Genomic DNA, 23,801 nt, shown 5'->3' with positions numbered 1-23,801 from the left:
CGCCTGATGCTGACACTGCTTTCCGGGTTTGATGACAATACAGTGGCAGTTCGCGTCAGCGGTGTGATCAGCGCTGAGGATTATGCTGTAGTCTTGCTGCCAGCGATAGAGTCTAAGCTCAGGGACCATGTGCTCATCAAACTCTGGTACGAATATGGTGCCGACTTCGAAGGCATCTCATTGCAGGCGCTTTGGGATGAACTCTGTCTTGGGCTATTCCATCTGCAAGACTTTTCCCGTATAGCTGTGATCACCGATAGCGTTGCCACCGAAGGCATGGCTCAGACCATGGCGCTGATGATCCCTTGTCCGGTCGCTGTATTTCCCCGGGATGAAATGGTCAGGGGCAGAGCCTGGCTCTCGGGAACCTGAAGCGTTAACATCTGTCTTATCTATACGTTCCGGTATTTCAACCGGATTTTCATCTTGTTAAGTGAAATGAATGGAATAGTTCTATGCTTAAAAAACTTGGTCTTTGTTTTATGTTGCTTTCGACATCTGTGTTTGCCCAGGACAAAACAGTCATAGGTCAGACTGAAATTATGACCGTCGCCGAAGCCGGACTCAGTTTTGAAGCCCGTATCGATACCGGGGCGGCCAATACTTCCATGCATGCGGTCGATCTTAAGGTCATAGGCGGCAGTGCCAAGAAGATGCAGGATAACGTGGGCAAAATGCTCAGTTTTACCACTGAGAACGAGCGTGGTGAGAAAAAGCAGCTCAAGGCCAAAATTGTCAAGACTTCTACCGTCAGTAATTCCCAGGGACGCGAGACTCGCTACATGGTGGAGTTGAACGTCGCGTTTGGTGAGCACCAGCGCAAGGTCAAGGTCAATCTCAGGGATCGTAGTCATATGGACTACAAGTTGCTTATAGGCCGTAACTGGCTGGCCGATGACTTTTTGGTCGATGTAGCAGAAAAACGTATCATAGGGCCGGTTGCTCCCATTAGTGTGCGGGAGTCAGGACTGATCTTCCAAACCCGCATCGATACCGGTGCGGTAGAAAACTCATTGCATGCCATAGATCTGAAAGTAGAGAATGGTGATGAAGATATGGAGAAGAATATCGGTAAGCAGCTGAGCTTCACCACCGAAAACGAAAAGGGCGAAAAGCAACGCCTGCATGCCATGATCACCAATACCTCACTTATTCGTAATGCTCAGGGCAGTGAAATTCGTTATATGGTGGAACTCAATATTGGTGAGCCGGGAAGAGAATATCCGGTCAAGGTCAACCTGAAAGACAGAAGCAAGATGACTCATAAATTGCTGATTGGCCGAAACTGGTTGCAGGGACACTATTTGGTGGATGTCAGCCTCAAATGAATTGACTGATTTTTAATTGTTACCTGAAGCTTTTGTCAAAGTGGGTAGCGGGAAGAAAGCCGTTCGTCCAAGATGAACGGCTTTCTTTTTTGTCGTGAGAGAATATCGCCGGGTAAGTATGCACAGACACCGGGGCTGCTTTATTTCAAGCCTCCTTTACTCTATTAATCAATAAACGCCAGTGGCAGCAATATACGGATCTGGCAACCTTGTTCTGGCTCGGCGCTGATGGTCATTTCCCCCAGCAGTTTTAACCTCACATAGTTCTGTAACCGCGAAAGAGTACCCGCACCATTTTGTGAAGCGGACTGCTCAATGCGGGCAAGTATTTCCTGATTTATGCCGCTGCCGTTGTCTGTCACCAGGATCTCTAGATGGCGTTCATCCAGCCGGTCTGCTTGGATGGCTATCCAGGCCGGAGTGGACTTCTGGGTAAAGGCATGGTGCAGGATATTGCTCAGCAAAGGGTAGAAGAGCAATAACAGCTGCCAGGCTCTAGCGCCGGGTTGCAGTTTTTTGGCAATGGTTAATTTCACTTCAACATTTGCCGCAGTTAATGGTGGCGCCATCAGTGCCAGCAGATGAGCCATAAACTCATCGAAATGAAGCGCCTTGATCTCTGTTTGCGGGGCGTTAACCAATGCTAACAGATGGCGTAACCTGGTGGAGCCGAGCAAGATCATCTCTTTTGACTGAAGCAGGGACTCGGCGTTTTGCTCTTCAAGCAACCGGGTACCGAGTTGATCGAAATTGGCAGATAATTCAGCAACAACTTGTCCCAATAATCTTGGCAGTTGCAGCTCCTGCTCCTTCATCAAGGTACTGCTGAGACTGAGTAACTGATATTTGCTCTGGGCCTGCTGCAACTGACCTTCCAATTGAGCTATCTGTTGCTGCTGTTGTTGCAGGGTGCGGCTGTTGCGCTTGTTGATATCGGCCTGCGACTCCAGGGCTTGTTCCAATTGTTGTTCCTGACGCTTATGACTGGAGAGATCGAACGCGATAGCCCCTATAGCACTCAACTCACCAAACTCATCACGCACGGGGAAGCGGGTTACTTGAAATAAAATATCGCCCATAGGGGTGGCTATCGGCTCTTCGGAGCAGAAGGGGCTCTGATTGTTGATCACTCTTTGATCGTTGGCCTGATAGATTTGCGCCAAGCCGAGAGGAAATATCTGATTGTCATCGGCGCCGATGAGTTGCGTCCGCTCATGGGCGGTAATTTCGCAGTATTTATCATTAACCAGCAGATATTTACCATTCAAATCTTTGATATAGATGATGTTTTGTGAGTAATTCATCAATGCATTGAGCTGTTTGGTACGTAGTTGAAGAATCTGCTGGGCGTTGTGTTGTACCTCCAACTGCTGCTCCAGCGCCAGGTTACTGGCGTCCAAGCTGGCCATTGCCGTTTCCAATTGGCGAGTGCGGGAGATAAAGCTACCGGCCAGCATTCCCAACTCATCTTCTCTGTCTCTGGCATCCAGCTCCAGCCGGGCGGGGTTGTTTTCCCTGAGTGCTGCCACCATGCGGCTGATAGGCTTGATAAATAACCTATGCTGCACCAGAAATAACAGCAGCAGTGCCAGCAATTGGATCGCTACCAGGTAGATGCCGACCTTGCCGGCAATCAGTGTCGCGTCCTCTTTGAGCGATGACAACGGGGTAACTATTACAATTTTCCAGTAGGTCTTGGGCATCAAAAATACCGAAACCAACGCGGGTTCGTTGAGCAAGGGATCCCGGGCCAGTTCCTGGGTCAACAACAGCTTGGCATTGGCCGGCCATTCTCTGGTCGAATTGTTGATTATGGTGCCAAGCAGTGCGGCTTCGGTTTGATCACGCTCGCCCATCAGGTTCTTGAGCTGTTGATTGCTGAAGGCCTTGTGTTGATTGGCCTCTTGAATAAGCACCTGATCGGCACTGCGCAGCGCTTCACCGACGGATTGAAACTCGGGGAACAGGCGTTCAAGACGTTGAAAGTTATCCAGAGTCAGCGGCTTTTCTTGCGTGCTGTCCTGCAACTCATCTTCCCAGGGAGAGGCGAGTAGATGGTTGCGGTAGTCGAGAGCGAATACATAACCGCTGAGATCCTTGAGTGCGCCCCTGAAGAAACGGTTGAGGCCGCCAAGGCTGATGTCCACGGTGGCGGCACCGATAAACTCATGATCCTGCCAGATAGGCACAGAAGCGGTGACCATGGCCTCGGCCGTGTAGGGATCGCGATAGGCGCTGGACCAGAAGGTTCTGTCGGCCGGAAAAAAACGAGTGGGTTTATACCAATCTTCATTGTGGTAGCGTTGCTGCGGCTGCTCGTTATAGCTGTTGAGCTGCTGCAGTTTGCCGTAGCTGTCGCGATACCAGAAGAGGCTGTCTAGGATCCGTCCGGGTTCAAAGGCTCGGGGCTCTGGCCAGATCCCGCCGCCGGTGATCATCTCTTTCTGAGTTTCCAATTCCAGCACCGACTCGATACTGGCCTTGAGTGCTGTGCCATTGCTGCGATAAAGGGCGCCAAGATTCGCCATGGTACTGACCAGGCTTTCTATCTGCGAGGTTACTTCCTGCAGTCTCGCGGTAACGACCTGACCATAGCTTTGGTTCAGTGCTCTTTGTTGACTGAGCAGCTGGTTACGTTGAATGCTGAGCAATACCAACACAGTGCTGATAACAATAAGCGCACTGATGAGCAACTGACTGAGGGCAAACTTGACCGGCAAGCGTTTTAGCCAGCTGGGAAGCCAAGGTAATCGGTTGGATTGTTGCTTTGCCTGGTTCCCTTGCATATATCCTCAGTAATAAGCTTTTCAAGCCGTTACATAATACAACCTCTCGGGAAAAGCCGCCATTTTTCTAAGGATTTCAACTCGCAGTTTTATATCGATCAGAGGCTCTGAAAGAGAGCTGTGGGTGGGAAGTTGAATCAGCGCTGAAATGGAACGGGTAGATTAATGGCTTTATTCGAGGAAAAGCTAAACAAAAGGCACCCGTTGGGTGCCTTGGCGTTATGTTTTTGATTTGCTTCAGAGCAGATTGTTTTCTCTGACATAAGCTTCAAATTCAGTGCAGCCGCCGACGTGCTCTTTGTCGACGAAAATCTGCGGCACGGTTTCAACCGGCTTACCTACGGTTTTTTCCAGATCGGCCTTGGTGATACCTTCGGCGTGAATATCGACATATTTAAACTTGAAATCATCACGCTTTTCAGCCAGTTGTTCAGAAAGCTGCACGGCACGTACACAATATGGGCAACCTGGACGACCGAAAATAACTACAAACATATTGACTCCCTTGGACTTGATTTGCAGCAGTTATACCACAGCTTAAGAACCTATGCTAAGCCGCTCGATCCCAGGAATGATTTTTCGGTTTGAAACCTGCCTTGATAATCAAAGAAAGTTTGCAATAAATCCCAGCGCCGCGCCTGTTTTTTCAGCAGCAGCATATCCGGCGCCCGAAACCGCGCAGCATCATCGACCAGTTGTTGTGGTTGACTGTATTTCGGCAGTTTCAGCCCGGGTGTTTTGCTATGGGGATGGATAAAACAAGCAAACAGTGCCCGGCGTTGAGCACTGGTCTCCATTTTAAAATACTGGTTGAAGTCATTGCCGTCGTAATCCAGATACTGAACTCTGAGTCGCCCCTCTTCGGCGTGCAGCAGCATTTGCTGCACCTTGAACAGATGATGATGTTGTTTTGACAACACCTCTTTGAGGCGTTTGTCCGGGTCGACCAGAGTCGATTGGCATTGATGGCAAATCTTGGCTGCGATATCGTTTTCGGCACCGCAATCCGGGCATGACTTGGCGCGATAGCGATAACTGCATTGACTATTGTCCTGCAACAGTCCCTGGCAGCGGCGGCCGAAATGTTCGATGATGTCGCCATCCTCATCCGTCTTGCCCCAGAAGATATTAGCAAAACCACACTCGGGGCAGGGAACCTGCACCGGCACCGAGTTTGCCGCGGGCTTGGGAGTGCCGACCTCGGGATAGAAGAGATCAAAGCCGCTGGCGGCATAATCTATGACCAGACAGTCCTGTTTGCCTTCGGCCAGCCTCAGGCCGCGGCCAACCATCTGTTGAAACAGGCTCACAGATGCCGTGGGCCGCATGATAGCAATAAGGTCCACATGGGGCGCATCAAACCCGGTTGTGAGCACGGCCACATTGACCAGAAACTTAAGTTCCTGAGCCTTAAAGGCACGGATGATGGCATCCCGTTGTTGCATCTCTGTGGTCGCTGTGATGAGCGCTGCCTGTTCGCCAGCTAGCAGCGTTAGCACTTCTTCGGCGTGACGCACAGTGGCGGCAAAAATAATCACTCCCTTGCGGGTGTTGGCCAGTTGCCTTAGTTGGTTAACAATGGCCTTGGTCGCGCGGCCACTGTGACTGAGCAGGGCATCAACCTTAGTCTCATCATATTCCCCATTGCCGTTACTCGGCAGGCTGCTGAAGTCATACTGAGCGCTCAGGCCATCGTAAAGCCTGGGCGGCGTCAGATAGCCTTGCTTAATGAGGGGCCTTAAGGGCAACTCGAAAATGCAGTCATCGAAAATCCCTAGGTCGGGATTACCGACCCGGCCGTGATAGTGGCGGCGATAGATAAATCCCAGTCCAAGGCGATAAGGTGTGGCCGTCAATCCCAGTAGCTTAAGTTTGGGGTTGTGGGATTTGAGGTGCTCAAGCAGTTGCTGATACTGGCTGTCCTGCTCAAGACTCACTCTGTGGCATTCGTCTATGACCACCAGGGAGTAGTGGTTGTCGAAGGCTTCCAGGTTGCGCCCGGCGGATTGCACGCTGGCGACAACGGTTTTGCCTTGGGTGAGTTTTTGTCTCAGGCCGGCCGAGTAGATGCTGGCTTCATCGGTTAACAGGGCAACTTTTTCGGCGTTTTGGGCGACCAGCTCTTTGACATGGGTCAGTACCAGTACCTTACCTTTGGCGATACGGGCCAGCTCAGCAATCACCAAACTCTTACCGGCTCCCGTGGGCAGCACTATCACTGCCGAGCCAGACTGAGCGCGGAAATAGCGCACCGCTGCATCCACGGCTTGCTGTTGATAATCACGCAATTGAATACTGGCCTTGGCGGTATTCTCTGCCTGAGGTTTTGTCTTGGCTTTTTGAGCTGCTGGCTGTTTACTGTCTACTGCTGACACTGATTTGTGAGGCGAAATTGACCATGCGGCGAGCTTATCACAAACCGGCTCCGGAGCTGTGGTTTTCACTTATGGATTTCCCGTATGTCTACCTCGGTGACGGCTTTTTACCCATCCAAACCCCAGCGCGTTCGGCTTAGGGCATCAATGGTCAAAAAAAGCACTTTTTGTAGGCAATTCATTTGTTAAAATGGCTCTCGCCACTGGTCAAAGACCCGTGGCTAACGTAGAATTTCACTCTTTTACTGTTTTATTTCAAACAGACACCAAAATCGCCGCCTACGGGCTGGCATGCACTGGAAGAGAAGATGCAGCAGTTAACTGAGATCGTAGAACAGGCCTTAGCCGCCATCGAAGGGGCCAGTGATCTGAAAATCCTCGATGACATCCGCGTCGATTATCTTGGCAAGAAGGGCAAGATAACCGACATGATGAAGTTGATGGCGACCCTGAGTCCACAAGAAAAGCCCGCCTTCGGTCAGAAGGTCAACGAAGCCAAGCAGAAGGTACAGCAGTTCCTCAATCAACGCATTGAAGGGCTGAAAGCCGCCGAGTTGGAGCAAAAGCTCCAGGCGGAAAAAATTGATGTCACCCTGCCGGGACGTCGCCTGGACAATGGTGGTTTACATCCGGTCACCCGTACCATAGAACGAATTGAAAGCTTCTTTGGTGAGTTGGGCTTTAGTGTCGTACAGGGACCAGAAATCGAAGATGATTATCACAACTTCGATGCCTTGAATATTCCCGAGCATCATCCTGCACGGGCTGATCACGATACTTTCTACTTCAATCCCAAGTTAGTTTTGCGTACCCAGACTTCAGGGGTGCAAATTCGTACCATGGAAGTGGAAAAGCCACCGTTGCGAATCATCTCTCCCGGCCGTGTCTATCGTAATGACTATGATATGACCCACACGCCAATGTTCCATCAAGTGGAAGGTTTGCTGGTGGACGAGAATGTAAACTTTGCCGAACTGAAAGGCATTTTGCACGACTTCCTGCGTAACTTCTTTGAAGAGGATCTGGAGATTCGTTTCCGTCCTTCATACTTCCCCTTTACCGAGCCGTCTGCCGAAGTGGATGTGAAAGGTAAGAACGGCTGGCTGGAAGTGCTCGGTTGCGGCATGGTTCACCCTAATGTGCTGCGCGGTGTGGGAATCGATCCTGATAAGTACTCCGGTTTTGCTTTTGGTATGGGCGTCGAGCGTTTGACCATGTTGCGTTATGGTGTCAACGACCTGCGTGCCTTCTTTGAAAACGACTTACGTTTTCTCAAGCAATTCAAATAACGGAGCTTTAGTACTATGAAATTCAGTGAATCCTGGCTTCGTGAGTGGGTTAACCCTGCGATTAGCCGTGACGAATTAACTCACCAAATCACCATGGCCGGCCTAGAAGTGGACGACGTCATTGCCGTTGCCGGTGATTTTTCCGGCGTGGTAGTGGGTGAGGTGGTTGAATGTGGTCAACACCCGGATGCCGACAAGCTGCGGGTCACCAAGGTCAATGTTGGCGGCGAAGAGCTGCTGGATATTGTTTGCGGCGCCCCTAACTGCCGCCTGGGACTCAAGGTTGCAGTGGCCGTTGTCGGTGCGGTGCTGCCTGGTGACTTCAAAATCAAGAAAGCCAAACTGCGTGGACAGCCTTCACATGGCATGCTGTGCTCTTATGGCGAGCTGGGCATAGAGATTGAAAGCGACGGCATTATTGAGCTGCCGTTGGATGCTCCTATAGGTACAGATATTCGCGAATATCTGCAGCTTGATGATGTGATCATCGATGTGGATCTTACCGCCAACCGCGCAGATTGCCTGGGTATGGTGGGTCTGGCCCGTGAAGTGGGTGTGCTCAACCGACTGAACGTGACCGAGCCAAGCTGGGAAGCCGCCAGTGTTAGTAGTGAGCGTACAGTTGAAATAGAAGTTGCCAACCCGGAAGCCTGCCCACGATATTTGGGCCGGGTTATCAGTAATGTCAATGTCAAGGCGCAAACGCCTGATTGGATGGTGGAAAAGCTGCGCCGTAGCGGTATTCGTTCCATAGACCCTATCGTGGATATCACCAACTATGTGTTGGTTGAGTTCGGCCAACCTATGCATGCTTTCGATCTGGACAAGATTGACGGCGGTATCAAGGTACGCCTGGGTACTGGTGAAGAGAAACTGACTCTGCTCGATGGCAATGAAATTACTGTGCCAGCCGATACCCTAGTGATTGCCGATAACAGCCAGGCATTGGCCCTGGCAGGTGTCTTCGGTGGTGAGACTTCCGGCGTCAGTGAGCAAACCCGCGATATTATGCTGGAGTGTGCGTTCTTCGCGCCTTTGGCCATCATGGGTAAGGCCCGTCGCCTTGGACTGCACACCGACTCGTCGCATCGTTTTGAGCGCGGTGTTGACCCAGAGCTGCAGCATAAGGCTATGGACAGAGCCACCCGTTTGGTGCTGGATATCTGTGGCGGTGAAGCCGGCCCTGTGGTTGAGGCCAAGAGCGAAGCGCATCTGCCAAAGGCTGCCGACATTAAACTGCGTCGCAGCAAGCTGGACAAACTGCTTGGACATCATATCGATGACACAGATGTTGAACAAATTCTGACCCGATTGGGCTTCCAGGTTGAAAAGCAGGCTAGTGACTGGCAGGTGAAAACCGCCACTTACCGCTTCGATATGGCAATTGAAGAAGATCTTATCGAAGAAATTGCCCGAATTTACGGCTATAACAATATCCCCAACACGGCGCCGCTGGCACGTCTGTCTATGACAGATCATCAAGAGACGGCTCTGAAGCTGAGCCGGGTGAGGGCTATGTTGGTTGCCCGTGGTTTCCAGGAAGCCATCACCTACAGCTTTGTCGATCCTAAGCTGCAAAAACTGGTGCATCCTGATAGCGAAGCCATGGTGTTGCCTAACCCGATTTCCAGTGAAATGTCGGCCATGCGCTTGTCTATGTTCACCGGATTGTTGAGTGCTGTGGGTTACAACCAGGCACGTCAACAGGGGCGCGTGCGCCTGTTTGAGACTGGTTTACGCTTTATTCCTGATGCACAAGCAGAATCCGGCGTAAGACAACAAGCCATGCTGGGCGCGGTGATTGCCGGTCCCCAGAGTGATGAACACTGGAGCATGGAGTCGAAAACTGTTGATTTCTTCGATCTTAAAGGTGATTTAGAGGCCATTATTGGCTTGACAGTTTCCGAAGCTGAATTTAGTTTTAAAGGAGCGCTGCATCCGGCTATGCATCCGGGGCAATGTGCTGAAATACTGAGAAATGATCGGGTCATAGGATACATAGGTGCAGTCCATCCCAGCCTCGAGAAGCCTTTCGGGCTGAATGGTAAAACTATAGTATTTGAGCTGGAATTGGATGCTTTGCTGCAGGCTAAATTGCCGCAAGCCCAGGCTGTATCTAAGTTTCCAGCTAATCGTCGCGATATTGCCATAGTAGTTGATGAAGAAGTCGCTGCAGGTGAAGTGATGACGCTAATAAGAAAAGTTGGCGGAAATCAGTTGGTTGGCTTAAACTTGTTCGATGTATACCGAGGTAAAGGTGTAGAGCAGGGCAAAAAGAGTCTGGCGATCGCACTTACGTTACAAGATAACACTCGTACACTTGAGGAAAAGGAGATAGCTGAGATGGTTGATACAGTCGTTTCTGCACTCAAGTCCGAGTTCAACGCATCGTTGAGGGATTAAAGTATGGCACTTACCAAGGCCGAAATGGCAGAGCATCTTTTTGAAACGCTTGGTATCAATAAGCGCGTAGCCAAAGAGATGGTTGAAGCGTTTTTCGAAGAGATCCGAACTGCGCTCGAAAATGGTGAGCAGGTCAAGTTATCTGGCTTTGGCAATTTTGACCTTCGGGATAAGAATCAAAGACCGGGAAGGAATCCCAAAACAGGTCAAGATATTCCTATTTCTGCCCGCCGGGTGGTGACATTCCGCCCTGGTCAGAAACTGAAGAGTCGCGTAGAAGCCGCTAATAAAGGCAAATAACTGCTCGGTCAGTAATTTAGAACAGGGAAGCCGCTCCTGAGGGTGGCTTCCCTGTTTGTGTCTGTAGAAAACGCTTTCATATAGATCTGTTGTTTTTAATGCCAGGTTTGGCATTGCATTGGGATTAAACCCAGGGGTTAAACCTTGTCAAATACACCTTCCAAGCCTAAGAAAGGCAAATACTTCGATAGGCGCTTCCGTTGGTCATTGTTGCATCCGAGATTTTGGGGCAGTTGGTTGGCGATAGGCGTACTGGTTCTGTTTGGACTCTTGCCCGCCATTATTCGCGATCCTATCGCTCGCGGTTTGTCACGTTTGGTCAGGCGTATAGCCCATAAGCCCATTAAGGTGGCCAGAGCCAATCTCAAAGCCTGTTTCCCCGATAAGAGTGAATCGGAAATCGAGCAGTTGCTGGAGCGCAACACCGAAGCTTTTGTGATGACCTTGCTGGCCCAAGCTGAGCTTATCTTGATGCCGAGTTCCTATATACGCAAAAGAGTCAAGGTTGAGGGAGAAGAGCATATTGCCGCTGCCCGTGAAGCTGGGCAGCCGATTATCTTTATCATGCCCCATGTGTGGGGCATAGAGTATGCCGGTTTGAGGCTGAATTTGGACTTGCCCATGGTCTCTATGGCCAAGGCGCATCGAAATGAATTGTTCAACTGGTTCAATAACCGGATGCGAAGCTCTCAAGGCGGCAATATCTATATGCGTGAAGCCGGGATCCGGGCCTTGTTGGCTGAGCTGAAACAGGGCAATAGTTTCTTCTATTTGCCGGATGAAGACTTGGGACCGGAACAGAGCGTATTTGCACCATTTTTAGGAACAGTCAAGGCCACATTGCCAGTGGTTGGCCGCTTGGCACAAGCAGGTAACGCCCAAGTAATGCCGGTGAAGATTGGCTATGATCAGCAAGCTAGGTGTTTTCGCTTGACGGTTATGCCGGCAATTGCCCCCACGTCGATGCAGGGCAAGGAAAATGAAGCCATTGCATTAAACAAGGCCGTGGAGCAGGTGATTACCGCCTACCCCGAGCAATATATGTGGTTTCTTAAGGTGTTGCGCACTCGTCCGGAAGGTATGCCGCCGATTTATTAAAAATAACACGCTGACAAAGCCACTCACAGAGTGGCTTTTCTTTTACGTATTACATGGTGTGGCCATTCTGCGCGAGCTTTTGCAACGGTCATGAATAGGTAGCCATGTTCAAAGGCTGAAATCTGGTTGATGTTTTGAGCTTGAACCAAGGGGAGGGGAAACATAATAATTTCCTGCAATACAAGAACAAGCCGATCCCGATAGCTCTCGCTATGCTCATAGTTAATGAGGGGAGTTTGCTACTTTAGGAGAAAATTGGTTACAGGAGCTGATTTGAACCGACGATCTTCGAGGCTCCTTGTAAAGAACTGAGCCGACCAGCTACCTTGCTGCATGAAGGAATTAAAGAATTGGTTGCGGGAGCCGGATTTGAACCGACGACCTTCGGGTTATGAGCCCGACGAGCTACCATGCTGCTCCATCCCGCGTCCGAATTGTGCTAATCAGTTTGAATTCATAATTAAGGAATTGGTTGCGGGAGCCGGATTTGAACCGACGACCTTCGGGTTATGAGCCCGACGAGCTACCAAGCTGCTCCATCCCGCGTCCGAATTGTGCTAATCAGTTTGAATTCATAATTAAGGAATTTGCTTACGGCGCTGGATTTGAACCGACAACTTTCTAGGCTCTTATAAAGAACTGAGCCAGGCTAGCTATCATGTTGCTCCATCCGGTGTCCGTCAAAGCGGGGTGGACTATAACGACCAAGGGGCGGCAATGCAAGGATAAATCATCAAAATGCCATTGAGTGTTCAAATTTAATTCATTAATGCGCAGGGGGTAAACGTATTGGTTACAACTCCAACAAATCGGTAGGATTGATCGAGAAAAGCGATCCTGAAAACGGAAGTTTTTATCTTTTACCTTAATCAGAGGTTATAATGCGCCATTCATTTTTGCTTTGCTATCTGGTTAGTTCATGTTGAATTTTTTTGCGGCGGCCCCCAAGGGGTTTGAATATGCTTTGGCGCAGGAACTGCGCGAGTTCGGTGCGCTTGAGGTCAAGGAAAGTTTGGCCGGGGTCTATTTTTCCTGTCCACTGGAGCAGGCATACCGCATTACTCTTTGGACCAGATTGGCAAGCCGTATTCTTCTTATATTGCATCGCGGGCCCTGTGACTCAGCAGAACAGCTTTATAATGCTGCTTTCTGTATCGACTGGCCGAGCCACTTTGACAACCGTTGTACCTTTAGTATCGACTTTCACGGCATGGGCGGTTTTATCAAGAACACCCAGTTCGGGGCCCTCAAGATTAAAGATGCTGTGGTGGATCGTTTCCGCGAAGATGATCTTAACCGTCCCAATGTGCAACGTGTTGATGCCGACTTCAAAATCGATGCTCACTACCGTAACGGCCAGGTAACCATAGCGCTGAACTTCTCCGGGCCGGCGCTGCATCAACGTGGTTATCGCAGCGGTACCGGTGAGGCGCCATTGAAAGAGAATCTCGCTGCCAACATGTTGGCCCGCGCCCAATGGGATAAACAAACGCCTTTGCTGGATCCATTTTGTGGCAGTGGCACTGTGTTGATTGAGGCGGCTATGATAGCGGCCGATATGGCCCCCGGACTGCAACGCAGTCGCTTTGGCTTTGAGCACTGGCATCGCCATGACGCCAAACTTTGGCAAAGCATAGTCGAGGAAGCCAAAGCGCGCGCCAGCATAGGCAAGAACCGTTGTGAAGTGAAGTTCTTCGGCTCGGACATAGACTCGCGCATGGTGGCGCTGGCCAAACGTAATGCCAAGAGCGCCGGTGTCAGTGATCTGATCGAGTTCAGTGTTGCCAATGCTCTCAATATTACGCCACCGCTGGACAAAGGCTTATTGATCTCCAACCCGCCTTATGGCGAGCGTTTGGGCAATGTCTCCTCCTTGTTGCAGCTTTACTATCAGTTTGGCGACAAGCTCAAGCGTGAGTTTGGTGGTTGGCAAGTGGCCTTGCTTTGCAGTGATATCGAATTGATCTCATCGCTTAAGCTCAAGGCCGACAAGCAGATGAAGATGTTCAACGGGGCACTTGAGTGCGCCTTTAACCTCTATACCCTGCATGCCAATTCTACCCGCAGGGCGGCGGTGGCAGCCGAGCAGTCGGGGGCTGAGGTCAGTGACATCGCCAGTGCCTTTGCCAACCGGGTGAAAAAGAATCTGAAACAATTGGATAAGTGGGCCCGTAAAGAGGGGATCGACAGTTATCGCCTCTATGACGCAGATATTCCTGAATATAATGTCGCTATCGACAAGTATCTGGATTATGTGGTGATTCAAGAGTATGCAGCGCCTGCCAGCATACCTGAAGCCGTCAGCAAGCGACGTTTGACCGATGTGCTTCTGTCTTTGCCCGGCGCCATAGGTGTTGAGCCGGACAAGATCATCCTCAAGACCCGCGAGCGGCAGAAGGGTACAAATCAGTACCAGCGGCTCGACAAAGAAAAGCTGGAGCTGGTTACCCAGGAGTATGGTGCCCGTTTCAAACTTAACCTGACCGACTATCTGGATACCGGGTTGTTTCTCGATCACAGGCTTATTCGCAAACTGGTGGGCAGTAAAGCCAACGGCCGTGATGTACTCAACCTGTTCGCCTATACGGGAACCGCGTCGGTACACGCCGGGCTTGGCGGTGCCAAGTCGGTCACGACAGTGGATATGTCCAACACTTACCTTAACTGGGCCAAGGATAACTTTGTGCTCAATGGTTTGATTGGCAAACAGTATCGTTTCGAGCAGGGGGACTGCCTGCAATGGATCCGCGATTGTGACCGCAAGTTCGATCTTATCTTTATCGATCCGCCAACCTTCTCCAACTCCAAACGGATGGAAGACTCATTCGATGTGCAGCGCGATCACGTCAAGTTGTTGTCTGATCTATTCAAACTGCTCAATCCGGGCGGAGAGATAATCTTTTCCAACAATAAACGTAAGTTCAAAATGGATAGCGAAGCCATGGCGGCTCAGGGCATGTCAGTTACCAATATGGATGCCCAGATGCTGCCAATGGATTACAAGCGCAATCCGCATATTCATAATACCTGGTTGATCACCCATGCCTGAGGCGCCATTGACCCTATACCACACAGATGGTTGCCACTTGTGTGAGTTGGCTATGGCCTTGCTCGATGGCCTGAATATTGGTTATCACACCCAGGATATTTGCGAGCAAGAAACGCTTGCCGCGCGCTATGGCGTGCTTATTCCTGTGCTGGCCAACAGCTTGGGTGAGGAACTCTGTTGGCCCTTCGATGAACAGCAAGTAAAACGCTTTACAGGAGCATAATGTGAGTCTGGTTCGTATCAATAATGGTTCGCTTGCCTATGGTTATACCCCTCTGCTACAGCAGGCAGATTTCAGTATTGAAGCCGGCGAGCGGGTCTGTATTGTCGGTCGTAATGGCGCCGGCAAATCCAGCCTATTGAAGGTCTTGGCAGGAGAAGTCCTGCTCGATGATGGTGAGTTCAATATCGCCACCGATGTGAAAGTCAGCCGCCTGCAACAGGATCCGCCCAAAGCGGAACAGGGCACTGTCTATTCCTATATTGCCGCCGGTCTTGCCGATGTGGGCCAACTGCTCGAAGAATACCATCAGCTGTCGCAGTCTATGGCCAAGGCCCAGGGCGAAGCGCTTGAGAAAATGCTGAAAAATCTCGAGCGGTTGCAATCCAAGCTGGATCATTTCGATGGTTGGCAGCTCGACAACCGTATTCAGCAAAACTGCCGGTTGCTGGGGTTGGACCCGGATAAACCTCTGTCTGAACTCTCTGGCGGTTGGCAACGTAAAGTCGCCCTGGCCAGAGCCTTGGTGAGCGAGCCAGATTTGTTGTTGCTCGATGAGCCAACCAACCACCTGGATATCGACACCATAGAATGGTTGGAACAGTTTCTGTTGGGATATAAGGGCGCCATCGCCTTTATCAGTCACGACCGTGGCTTTATTCAAAAGATTGCCACCCGCATAGTCGATCTGGATCGCGGAGTGGTTACCTCCTGGCCCGGTGATTACCAGAGTTATCTCGATGGTAAGCAGGAGTGGCTCAGGGTTGAGGCCGAGCAAAATGCCCACTTTGACAAGAAACTCGCCGAGGAAGAGGTGTGGATCCGTCAGGGGATCAAGGCTCGCCGTACCCGTAATGAAGGCCGGGTGAGGGCTCTCAAGGCCTTGAGAATGGAACGCCGGGCCCGCTTGGAGCGCCAGGGCAATGCCAGAATGCAGGTGTCTGAAGCCGATCGCAGTGGCAAGTTGGTGTTTGAGGTGCGGGATCTCAATTACAACCTGGCCGATAAGGACCTGGTGCGGGACTTTTCCACCAATGTGATGCGCGGTGATCGCATCGCACTGATTGGCCCCAATGGTTGCGGTAAATCCACGCTTATCAAGTTGTTGATAGGTCAGTTGGCGCCGCAGAGTGGTGAAATCAAGACGGGCACCAAGCTGGAAGTTGCCTACTTTGACCAATACCGCGAAGCCTTGGATCCGGAAAAGACGGTTGAAGAAAACGTCGGCGAGGGTAAGAGCACAGTCACTGTCAACGGCAAAGACAGGCATATCCTCAGTTATCTGCAGGACTTTTTGTTTTCGCCTATGCGTGCACGCACACCGGTCAAGGCGCTCAGCGGCGGTGAGAAAAACCGTTTGCTGCTGGCCAGGTTGCTGCTTAGGCCAGCCAACCTTATCATTCTCGATGAACCGACAAATGATCTTGATATAGAGACACTGGAGTTGCTAGAGTCTCTGCTCACTGAATATGAAGGCACTCTGCTGCTTGTCAGCCATGACCGGGCCTTTATTGATAATACGGTCACCAGTTCCTGGTGGTTCAGTGGCAATGGTCGTTGGAGTGAATATGTCGGTGGCTATCAGGATGCGGTTGCCCAGGGGGCACGTTTCTATCGCGACGCTGAGGAACCTGAGGCGGCTAAGCCTGTCAAACAGGAGGTTGCGCCGCAAAAAACTGCAGAACCCAAGACAGCCAAAAAGCTTTCCTATAAGCTTCAACGTGAGTTGGATGCTTTACCAGCCCTGATGGAAACACTGGAGCAGGAGCTGGAACAGCTGCAGGAGCGTGTCAACCAGCCGGACTTTTATTCGCAGGAGCAAGAGATTGTTGGTCGCGAATTGCAACAGTTGGCAGAGAAAGAACAGCAACTGGAGGCTTACTTCGAGCGTTGGGAAGAACTCGAGTCAATGAAGTAAGCTCAAAAAATATAATGGGAATTAAATTAATGAAGTTGAATAGTGCGCTGTCATTGGTGGCCATGGGGGTTATCAGTGTATTACAAGTATCGCAGGCGGCTCCTGTCTACGAAATTGTTAACCTGGATGGATATGATCTCAAAGGCAACCTGACCGATACTCGTACCGGCTATGGTATGGGCGTTAATGCCAACAATGAAGCCATAGCTGTGGCCAAGGGCAAGAAAAAGCTCAGCATCTCGGATGTGGACAATGACGATGGCATCATTGATATTGAAGATGGTATCGCGCCCGAGGAAAAGATCACCTATTCCATTAATAAACCCATTATTGCCAATAACTTCACTTTTAACTCCCAGGAAAACGATCCTGTGAGTCCCTGGACGCCTAATTTCGAGAGTATCAACGGTAGCACCCCTCCTGCGGATACCGACCCTGCCGTTCCGGCCAGCGTAAATTCAGTAGACAGTTTCTTCTATGGTATCAATGACGCCGGTATTCGCGTCGGAGCCATGACAGGTAAAGAGAATAAGGTCGACTATACCGGGGAAAGTACAGAACAGGACTACTGGTATTACCGTGACTTTGAACAGCGCGGTTTTGTTAAAGACGGTGACACCGAAGTGCCGTTGTTGCCGCCTTACACCACTTATACCAAGGACAACAAGACGGCTGAACTCGGCGGTTGGTCTATGGCATCGGCTATCAACAGCAATAACCAGATTGCCGGTTATGCCAGTACTGCCATCAGTAACTATGGGGCAGAGCGGGTTGCTGCCTGTCTGGGTAGTGACAACACGCTGCCGCTGGATGTGTGTTTGCAACGGGAAAAATACCCCAACGCCAACAACACCCGCAATATCCAGTATCAGATGCGTGCCTATGTCTGGCAATACGAAAACGGTGCGGTTACCGGTACCGAGTTGCCACTTGGCCTGACTCCCGGTGATTCAGACTATACCTTTACCGCTCAGGGGCTGGGGCTGAACAACTCTGGAGTTGTTGCCGGACGCTCCCATGTCTATCGTTATAACGATTCAGATAACCTGAGAATGGATGCGGCTTACTGGAGTAAAGATGCCAATGGTGAATACCAATACCATTGGATCCCGGTTGTCGATGACGATGTGCGTAACTCCATTGCCTATGATGTCAATGATGCAGGGATCTTGGTCGGTAGCTACAACAAGTACATTCAGGGTTATATCCGCGATAAGTTCTTTATCTATGATACCAATAACCCTGAGACCAAGCCGGTTACCCCCAATGATTTCTACAACACTATGTCTGATCTCTCCAGCAAGCCCAGAGATATCAACAACAAAGGTCAGGTCGTGGGTTATATCGAGTCTACCCATGACAAGGACAAACCAAGACCCAAGGTGGGCTTCCTGTTTGACAAAGAGTCCGGTGAGTTCAGTAATCTCAATAAGCTGCTGACCTGTGAGTCCAAAGGCTATGAGAAAGATGCCGAAGGCAACTGGAAACGTCATGAAGTGAGTGTTGAAGATGGCTCAGGCAAAACCCTGACCTACAACACTGACATAGTGGTGGTAGAAGCCAACAGCATCAATGAGGAAGGCACCATAGTCGGTACCGCCTTTATCCGTAAGCCTTCTTACCAGTTCGATGATAAAGGTAATTTGGTGATTGGTGAAAACGGCAAGCCGCTGTTTGAGCTTAATGGTAACGGTCAGCCTGTGACTTCTTATCTGCCGCGTATGGTGGTACTTAAGCCCAGTAATAGTGGTGAAGCCTGTACTCAGGTGGACGACGGTGATATCGATAAGCCGTTTGAGCGTTCCGGTGCGGCCAGTTTGGGTTGGTTGGCATTGCTGCCGCTGATCTGGTGGCGCAGACGCAAAATTTAAGCTTAGTTTAAGCCTGTGAGATCGGCGCCCAAAAGGCGCCGATTTTTTTTAATCAGGATCTCAATAGTTTAAAATTTCTTCGTTATAATTGGCGATTTTTTGATTGATCTCGGCGTTGAAAAGTTCTATTCATAGCAAGTGAAGCTGATGCTTCTATGTAAAATAGTACAGAGGACGCTTGCATGAAGAGACAAAAACGAGATCGTTTAGACCGAGCCTTTTCGAAGGGATTCCAAGCCGGTGTCGGCGGCCGCTCCAAGGAGCTTTGTCCTTATTCGAATCTTGATTCTCGCTCCCAGTGGCTAGGAGGCTGGCGCGAAGGGGTGGAAGGCCGAATTACCGGCCTGTTCAATAAGTAATTCAGCAAGACTGCCCTCCCAGATGAGGGCATTTTTATGGCGCTCTGAAAGCAACAAGGTCGGCAATTGCCGACCTTGTTGCTTGTATTCGATGGCTTTAGAAGGTTGAGGTATCGCTGAATACACCGACTTTCAGATCGGTGGCCGAGTAGATCTCGCGGCCATCGACTTCCAAAGTCGCATCGGCAATACCCATCACCAGTTTGCGGTGTATGGTGCGCTTGATATTCAGCCTATAAGTCACCTTCTTGGCGCCTGGCAGCACCTGGCCGGTAAATTTTACCTCACCAACCCCGAGTGCGCGGCCTTTACCCACGGCCCCTTCCCAGGCAAGGAAGAAACCAACCAGTTGCCACATGGCATCCAGTCCCAGACAACCAGGCATAACAGGGTCATCAACAAAGTGACAGCCAAAGAACCAGAGATCCGGGTTGATATCCAGCTCTGCAACAATTTCACCTTTACCGAAGGCGCCGCCGTTGTCGTTGATGGTCACGACTCGGTCGATCATCAGCATATTGTCCACGGGCAGGCGAGGGGAGTTCTTGCCAAATATCTCACCATGGCCGCAGGCGATAAGTTCTTCTTTGTTGAAACTGTTTGCTTTAGTCATTGTTGTTACCACATCCTTCTTCAAGTGCCGCCAAGATTAGCGAACAGGTGTAAGCTAAACAACTCCGATCAGCTAGTTATTGGTTAAAAAATGGCAATCTTGCCAGTAACCTTGCAAAATAGCCGGGTTCTTCATCAAGATTACCCGCCAATCTGTCGAGCCGTTGTTGTACCATGCCGTAAAGCGTGTCCTCTGGGAAGTTGTTATCTTCGTCGGCTTCTCCGGCTTTAATCCCCATTAACAGAGTGACGGCTTGGTCTACATGAGTGATTTCATAGAGCCGGAATAACCCTTGCTCTACCGCAGCGATGACATCGGGTGCCAGGTTGAGTTGCTGCACATTGGACTTGGGCATAATTACCCCTTGGCTGCCGGTCAAGCCGCGCCTCGCGCAGAGTTTAAAAAAGCCCTCAATCTTCTCATTGACGCCACCAATCGCCTGCACATTGCCAAACTGATCCAGAGCGCCGGTCACCGCCAGTCCTTGGTCTATCGGCTGTTCGGTTATTGCCGAGATCAGGCTGCAGTATTCGGCCAAGGAGGCGCTGTCACCATCAATTTCCTGATAGGACTGCTCAAATACGATATTGGCATTGAGGTGCAAGGGCGCGTCGCGGCCAAATACCCGATAGAGACAGGCGGACAGGATCATCATTCCCTTAGCGTGGATATTACCCGCCAACTCAGATTTCCGTTCAATATCGGCGACTTCACCATCACCATAGTGTACCGATGCCGTGATCCTGGCCGGTTCGCCGTAGCAATAATCCAAGGTGTCTATCACTGTTAGGCCATTAATTTGCCCCACCATAGCACCCTCAGTTGGCAAATAGATGAAGGCGTCATCAAGATTTTGGGCCGACTGCTGCTCTTGGGCGTTATGTCGCTGCTGGCGTTGGAGCAGGGCATGTTCAATGGCGTTGGCGTCTAGCGCTTGTCCTTGGCTATAAAAAGCCGCTTCAGCGAACACTTGTGCCAAATCTGCGCTGGCGAGGCTCAAGCGTTGTTGATGCTCTGTCAGACGACTGCTGTATCTGAGCAGCGGCAGTAAGGCCGACTCGGTCAGTTGACAATGACTGAGCTTGGCTAACTCTGCCAACCAGGCTACATAGTCATTGACAGCAACCTTTTGCAAATCAATTTCAAATACTAGTTCCCCAAGCAGGGCAAATAATTCGCTGAATCTGCGTTCATGGTACCTGAGTTCGCTGTAGAGCAGGCTCGAACCTACCAACACGACTTTCGCTTGCAGGGGCTGCCATTGCCCTTGGTGCTCGAAGCCCCCTTTCTCTATGGTGTCCAGCAATAGCTCCCATAAAGGCTCACGTTTCCATAGAGATTCGGCGCAGATAAAGAGTATTCCTGGCGTTGTGAGGGCGCTAGGTTGTCTTTGTTGCTGACTATTCTGATAGCCGAGTAGCTGAGCCCGGGTGATGCGACCACTTAAGTATTGCATCGGCATCTTGCTCTGGGCGCTCAGGGCTTCAAATAGCCAAGTGCGGTGGATACCCTGGAAATCTGCCAGGAAGAGCTGTTGTCCTGATAAGGATTGCAGTAGCCCAAAGGCCTCTATGACTCTTTCTTGTCCAAGTAATAGATCTGTCAGTTGGCTCGATGTGGGAAGCTGCAGATTGGAGTATTGAGGGGTAAGGGCCCCGGCCGGGATCAAGCTAGGCTTCATTGTGGTTCAAAGTCATTTAAAGATAAGCTGATTTTACCACAGGGGCGGCGGGGCAGCATGGTAAATCTCCATCTCGGGCAGCCTTTTATTGTTCGATATGAGTTCCGTTTGAATCCTTCGGATGGCTGAGATTTAGACATGTGAACATATTTTTAGAAATAAGGGTTTACAACGGCTTAGTGAGCTTATACTATTTGCGCCGTCCGGAGGGGTGGCAGAGTGGTTGAATGCACCGGTCTTGAAAACCGGCATGGGTTTATAGCCCATCCAGGGTTCAAATCCCTGCTCCTCCGCCATATTCAGAAAGGCCCGCTTGTGCAAACAGGCGGGCTTTTTCGTGCCTGATTTCCATATCTATCCAAGCTAGTTGTCATTCTGGCTGAAGTGTAACAGGGTTTATCGCGCCGTCATGCAGGGTTCGAATCCTTGCTCCTTTGCCATATTCAGAGAGGCCCCCTTGTGTAAACAGGCGGGCTTTTTCGTATCTCGGTTTTGATGAATTCTTGTCATACCTAAACAGTTCAGAGCAACCTGCGGTTTATGGTGTCGCTATAACCGACTTTTGCGTTGTTGATCACTCAGGAGTGCTCACCGAAAAGCCGGTTTGCCTAATGAACAAGCAGTTGGAATAAAATGATTTATTAACGGTTTACAGAGTCTGGGGTTGGCGATATTATTCGCCTCGTTCCGGAGGGGTGGCAGAGTGGTTGAATGCACCGGTCTTGAAAACCGGCATGGGTTTATAGCCCATCCAGGGTTCAAATCCCTGCTCCTCCGCCATATTCAGAAAGGCCCGCTTGTGCAAACAGGCGGGCTTTTTCGTGCCTGATTTCCATATCTATCCAAGCTAGTTGTCATTCTGGCTGAAGTGTAACAGGGTTTATCGCGCCGTCATGCAGGGTTCGAATCCTTGCTCCTTTGCCATATTCAGAGAGGCCCCCTTGTGTAAACAGGCGGGCTTTTTCGTATCTCGGTTTTGATGAATTCTTGTCATACCTAAACAGTTCAGAGCAACCTGCGGTTTATGGTGTCGCTATAACCGACTTTTGCGTTGTTGATCACTCAGGAGTGCTCACCGAAAAGCCGGTTTGCCTAATGAACAAGCAGTTGGAATAAAATGATTTATTAACGGTTTACAGAGTCTGGGGTTGGCGATATTATTCGCCTCGTTCCGGAGGGGTGGCAGAGTGGTTGAATGCACCGGTCTTGAAAACCGGCATGGGTTTATAGCCCATCCAGGGTTCAAATCCCTGCTCCTCCGCCATATTCAGAAAGGCCCGCTTGTGCAAACAGGCGGGCTTTTTCGTATCTCAGTTTTGATGATAGCGATTAGCCAGGTATAGGCGGTTAGAAAATGGCGGGTTTATAGCGCCGTCATGCAGGGTTCAAATCCCTGATCCTTTGCCATATTCAGAGAAGCCCGCTTGTGCAAACAGGCGGGCTTTTTCATGCCTGATTTCCATATCTATCCAAGCTAGTTGTCATTCTGACTGAAGCGTAACAGGGTTTATCGCGCCGTTATGCAGGGTACCAATCCCTGCTCCTTCGCCATAATCAGAAAAGCCCACTTGTGCAAACAGGCGGGCTTTTCGTGTTCCGGTTTTAATGATTGCTACTGGAAAATCAGTTCTGTGTTAGAGCTCACCTACACAGTTTCAAGTCCTTAATTCAGACAGAGAGGCAACCTCATTCCAATAGGCTTTAAGTGGACATTTAGGTATGCTATTAAGCACTTTTATGTCTACTTGATTGGGTTATGGATATCAGTACTGCTTTGCAACGGCTGCACAGTTTTGATCGTAAAGGCATCTATGTGTATACCAAGGGGAATCTTAGGCGGTTATTTTTTGATGATACGGCAGAAGCGTTTAAGCAGAGTCTGCCTAGGTTGATAAAGCAGGGGATCTTGGAAAGGCCCTGCCGCGGCGTATACCTGTTTGCGCTGAGCCGGCGAGATAGTTACGCGGTGGAGCATATCGCCTGTGCACTGCGGCGCGGTGAGTATAACTATGTCTCGCTGGAATCGGCCCTGTCTGAATACGGTGCGATTTCGCAGATCCCTATCAGTTACATTACCGTGATGACCACAGGTCGAAAGGGGGTTTTTAAGACACCCTATGGCACTATCGAATTTACCCATACCCAGCGCGATGACATGGATATTTTGCACAATACCATTAAAATTCCGCAAAGGCCGCTGCGTATGGCTACAGAAGCGGCTGCCCTGAGGGATCTGAAACGGGTTGGCCGGAACTTGCATATGTTGGTTGAATCTTAATCGGCTCAATGTCGACCCGAACTCATTTGTCTTTCGACCAAGGCATTGTTGCACTGACTTTGGCATTTTATTGCCTTGGCAAGAGAATTTTTATGCAACAAAAGGGAAGATTGTTGCACTTTATCCCTTATCCAAGTCAACATAAGAATGAGTTTCTTTTATAATCATAAAGTTAACTTGAGCTTTTCTATTGTCGGCAGATGGGCTAAATTATCCCAAAGGCTTCGAAGAAT

17 protein-coding genes and 5 tRNA genes are annotated in these 23,801 nt (G+C 50.2%); 15 read left to right on the top strand and 7 right to left on the bottom strand.

The window, feature by feature from the left end:
- Positions 1-6 precede the first annotated feature (6 nt).
- Positions 7-372 (top strand): SpoIIAA family protein, encoded by a 366-nt coding sequence (locus tag K5621_RS11205; RefSeq protein ID WP_221049266.1) that lies wholly within the window; start codon positions 7-9, stop codon positions 370-372.
- An 83-nt stretch (positions 373-455) separates the two neighbouring features.
- Positions 456-1,328: a putative ATP-dependent zinc protease gene (locus K5621_RS11200; protein ID WP_100143948.1), complete on the top strand. Its 873-nt coding sequence runs from the start codon at positions 456-458 to the stop codon at positions 1,326-1,328.
- A gap of 164 nt (positions 1,329-1,492) precedes the next feature.
- On the opposite strand, the gene K5621_RS11195 is transcribed toward K5621_RS11200, so the two are convergent.
- From K5621_RS11195 to radD, 3 genes are all read right to left on the bottom strand, one after another.
- A complete protein-coding gene (locus K5621_RS11195; RefSeq protein ID WP_221049265.1) occupies positions 1,493-4,114 on the bottom strand; it encodes a PDC sensor domain-containing protein in 2,622 nt (873 codons plus the stop codon).
- Positions 4,115-4,351: 237 nt separating this feature from the next.
- On the bottom strand, positions 4,352-4,609 hold the full coding sequence (locus tag K5621_RS11190) for a GrxA family glutaredoxin (RefSeq protein WP_025009626.1): 258 nt from the start codon (positions 4,607-4,609) through the stop codon (positions 4,352-4,354).
- A 50-nt stretch (positions 4,610-4,659) separates the two neighbouring features.
- Complete coding sequence (radD, locus tag K5621_RS11185; protein WP_221051178.1) at positions 4,660-6,408, bottom strand: DNA repair helicase RadD; 1,749 nt, start codon at positions 6,406-6,408, stop codon at positions 4,660-4,662.
- A gap of 389 nt (positions 6,409-6,797) precedes the next feature.
- On the opposite strand from radD, the gene pheS reads away from it, so the two are divergent.
- The 4 genes from pheS (at position 6,798) to lpxM (ending at position 11,579) form a co-directional block, all read left to right on the top strand.
- Complete coding sequence (gene pheS, locus K5621_RS11180; protein ID WP_100143945.1) at positions 6,798-7,778, top strand: phenylalanine--tRNA ligase subunit alpha; 981 nt, start codon at positions 6,798-6,800, stop codon at positions 7,776-7,778.
- A gap of 15 nt (positions 7,779-7,793) precedes the next feature.
- Positions 7,794-10,181 (top strand): phenylalanine--tRNA ligase subunit beta, encoded by a 2,388-nt coding sequence (gene pheT / locus K5621_RS11175; protein WP_221049264.1) that lies wholly within the window; start codon positions 7,794-7,796, stop codon positions 10,179-10,181.
- Between the two features lie 3 nt (positions 10,182-10,184).
- On the top strand, positions 10,185-10,481 hold the full coding sequence (ihfA, locus tag K5621_RS11170) for an integration host factor subunit alpha (RefSeq protein WP_025009628.1): 297 nt from the start codon (positions 10,185-10,187) through the stop codon (positions 10,479-10,481).
- Positions 10,482-10,625: 144 nt separating this feature from the next.
- On the top strand, positions 10,626-11,579 hold the full coding sequence (lpxM, locus tag K5621_RS11165; RefSeq protein WP_100143941.1) for a lauroyl-Kdo(2)-lipid IV(A) myristoyltransferase: 954 nt from the start codon (positions 10,626-10,628) through the stop codon (positions 11,577-11,579).
- 351 nt (positions 11,580-11,930) lie between these two features.
- On the opposite strand, the gene K5621_RS11160 is transcribed toward lpxM, so the two are convergent.
- Both K5621_RS11160 and K5621_RS11155 read right to left on the bottom strand, forming a co-directional pair.
- Positions 11,931-12,007 (bottom strand) — tRNA-Met (locus K5621_RS11160).
- A 41-nt stretch (positions 12,008-12,048) separates the two neighbouring features.
- Positions 12,049-12,125: transfer RNA gene (locus K5621_RS11155), tRNA-Met, on the bottom strand.
- Positions 12,126-12,498: 373 nt separating this feature from the next.
- Here K5621_RS11155 and rlmKL point away from each other — a divergent pair.
- The 5 genes from rlmKL to rmf all read left to right on the top strand — a co-directional run bounded on the left by rlmKL (position 12,499) and on the right by rmf (position 18,996).
- Complete coding sequence (gene rlmKL, locus K5621_RS11150; RefSeq protein ID WP_221049263.1) at positions 12,499-14,628, top strand: bifunctional 23S rRNA (guanine(2069)-N(7))-methyltransferase RlmK/23S rRNA (guanine(2445)-N(2))-methyltransferase RlmL; 2,130 nt, start codon at positions 12,499-12,501, stop codon at positions 14,626-14,628.
- Positions 14,621-14,851, top strand: coding sequence for a glutaredoxin family protein (locus tag K5621_RS11145; protein WP_221049262.1), 231 nt, complete (start codon positions 14,621-14,623; stop codon positions 14,849-14,851). The genes rlmKL and K5621_RS11145 overlap by 8 nt, the downstream gene beginning before the upstream one ends.
- Before the next feature lies 1 nt (position 14,852).
- Complete coding sequence (locus K5621_RS11140) at positions 14,853-16,766, top strand: ABC transporter ATP-binding protein (protein ID WP_221049261.1); 1,914 nt, start codon at positions 14,853-14,855, stop codon at positions 16,764-16,766.
- Between the two features lie 29 nt (positions 16,767-16,795).
- Positions 16,796-18,637, top strand: coding sequence for a DUF3466 family protein (locus K5621_RS11135; RefSeq protein ID WP_221049260.1), 1,842 nt, complete (start codon positions 16,796-16,798; stop codon positions 18,635-18,637).
- 182 nt (positions 18,638-18,819) lie between these two features.
- Positions 18,820-18,996, top strand: a complete 177-nt coding sequence (gene rmf, locus K5621_RS11130; RefSeq protein WP_084271256.1) for a ribosome modulation factor — start codon at positions 18,820-18,822, stop codon at positions 18,994-18,996.
- 97 nt (positions 18,997-19,093) lie between these two features.
- On the opposite strand, the gene fabA is transcribed toward rmf, so the two are convergent.
- Together fabA and K5621_RS11120 are read right to left on the bottom strand one after the other, a co-directional pair.
- Positions 19,094-19,609 carry a bifunctional 3-hydroxydecanoyl-ACP dehydratase/trans-2-decenoyl-ACP isomerase gene (gene fabA / locus K5621_RS11125; RefSeq protein ID WP_100143931.1) on the bottom strand — a complete coding sequence of 172 codons (516 nt, stop codon included), beginning with the start codon at positions 19,607-19,609 and terminating at the stop codon, positions 19,094-19,096.
- Between the two features lie 76 nt (positions 19,610-19,685).
- Positions 19,686-21,290 carry a Lon-insertion domain-containing protein gene (locus K5621_RS11120; RefSeq protein ID WP_100143929.1) on the bottom strand — a complete coding sequence of 535 codons (1,605 nt, stop codon included), beginning with the start codon at positions 21,288-21,290 and terminating at the stop codon, positions 19,686-19,688.
- Between the two features lie 205 nt (positions 21,291-21,495).
- Between K5621_RS11120 and K5621_RS11115 the strand changes: the two genes are divergently transcribed.
- The 4 genes from K5621_RS11115 (at position 21,496) to abiEi (ending at position 23,568) form a co-directional block, all read left to right on the top strand.
- A tRNA-Ser gene (locus tag K5621_RS11115) sits at positions 21,496-21,586 on the top strand.
- A gap of 393 nt (positions 21,587-21,979) precedes the next feature.
- Positions 21,980-22,070, top strand: a tRNA-Ser gene (locus K5621_RS11110).
- A gap of 393 nt (positions 22,071-22,463) precedes the next feature.
- Positions 22,464-22,554, top strand: a tRNA-Ser gene (locus tag K5621_RS11105).
- 492 nt (positions 22,555-23,046) lie between these two features.
- Positions 23,047-23,568 (top strand): type IV toxin-antitoxin system AbiEi family antitoxin, encoded by a 522-nt coding sequence (gene abiEi / locus K5621_RS11100; RefSeq protein ID WP_025009634.1) that lies wholly within the window; start codon positions 23,047-23,049, stop codon positions 23,566-23,568.
- The last annotated feature ends 233 nt before the right edge of the window (positions 23,569-23,801 follow it).

It is taken from the genome of Shewanella carassii (assembly GCF_019670705.1).
GTDB classification, from domain to species: Bacteria; Pseudomonadota; Gammaproteobacteria; order Enterobacterales; family Shewanellaceae; genus Shewanella; species Shewanella carassii.
This window is presented reverse-complemented; position numbering and strand designations above follow the sequence as displayed.

Coding starts and splice junctions, on each gene's coding strand:
- pheT (WP_221049264.1), top strand. CDS start 7,794: ATGAAATTCAGTGAATCCTGGCTTCGTGAGTGGGTTAACCCTGCGATT.
- K5621_RS11190 (WP_025009626.1), bottom strand. CDS start 4,609: ATGTTTGTAGTTATTTTCGGTCGTCCAGGTTGCCCATATTGTGTACGT.
- fabA (WP_100143931.1), bottom strand. CDS start 19,609: ATGACTAAAGCAAACAGTTTCAACAAAGAAGAACTTATCGCCTGCGGC.
- pheS (WP_100143945.1), top strand. CDS start 6,798: ATGCAGCAGTTAACTGAGATCGTAGAACAGGCCTTAGCCGCCATCGAA.
- ihfA (WP_025009628.1), top strand. CDS start 10,185: ATGGCACTTACCAAGGCCGAAATGGCAGAGCATCTTTTTGAAACGCTT.
- K5621_RS11135 (WP_221049260.1), top strand. CDS start 16,796: ATGAAGTTGAATAGTGCGCTGTCATTGGTGGCCATGGGGGTTATCAGT.
- abiEi (WP_025009634.1), top strand. CDS start 23,047: ATGGATATCAGTACTGCTTTGCAACGGCTGCACAGTTTTGATCGTAAA.
- K5621_RS11195 (WP_221049265.1), bottom strand. CDS start 4,114: ATGCAAGGGAACCAGGCAAAGCAACAATCCAACCGATTACCTTGGCTT.
- rmf (WP_084271256.1), top strand. CDS start 18,820: ATGAAGAGACAAAAACGAGATCGTTTAGACCGAGCCTTTTCGAAGGGA.
- K5621_RS11205 (WP_221049266.1), top strand. CDS start 7: ATGCTGACACTGCTTTCCGGGTTTGATGACAATACAGTGGCAGTTCGC.
- K5621_RS11145 (WP_221049262.1), top strand. CDS start 14,621: ATGCCTGAGGCGCCATTGACCCTATACCACACAGATGGTTGCCACTTG.
- K5621_RS11200 (WP_100143948.1), top strand. CDS start 456: ATGCTTAAAAAACTTGGTCTTTGTTTTATGTTGCTTTCGACATCTGTG.
- rlmKL (WP_221049263.1), top strand. CDS start 12,499: ATGTTGAATTTTTTTGCGGCGGCCCCCAAGGGGTTTGAATATGCTTTG.
- K5621_RS11120 (WP_100143929.1), bottom strand. CDS start 21,290: ATGAAGCCTAGCTTGATCCCGGCCGGGGCCCTTACCCCTCAATACTCC.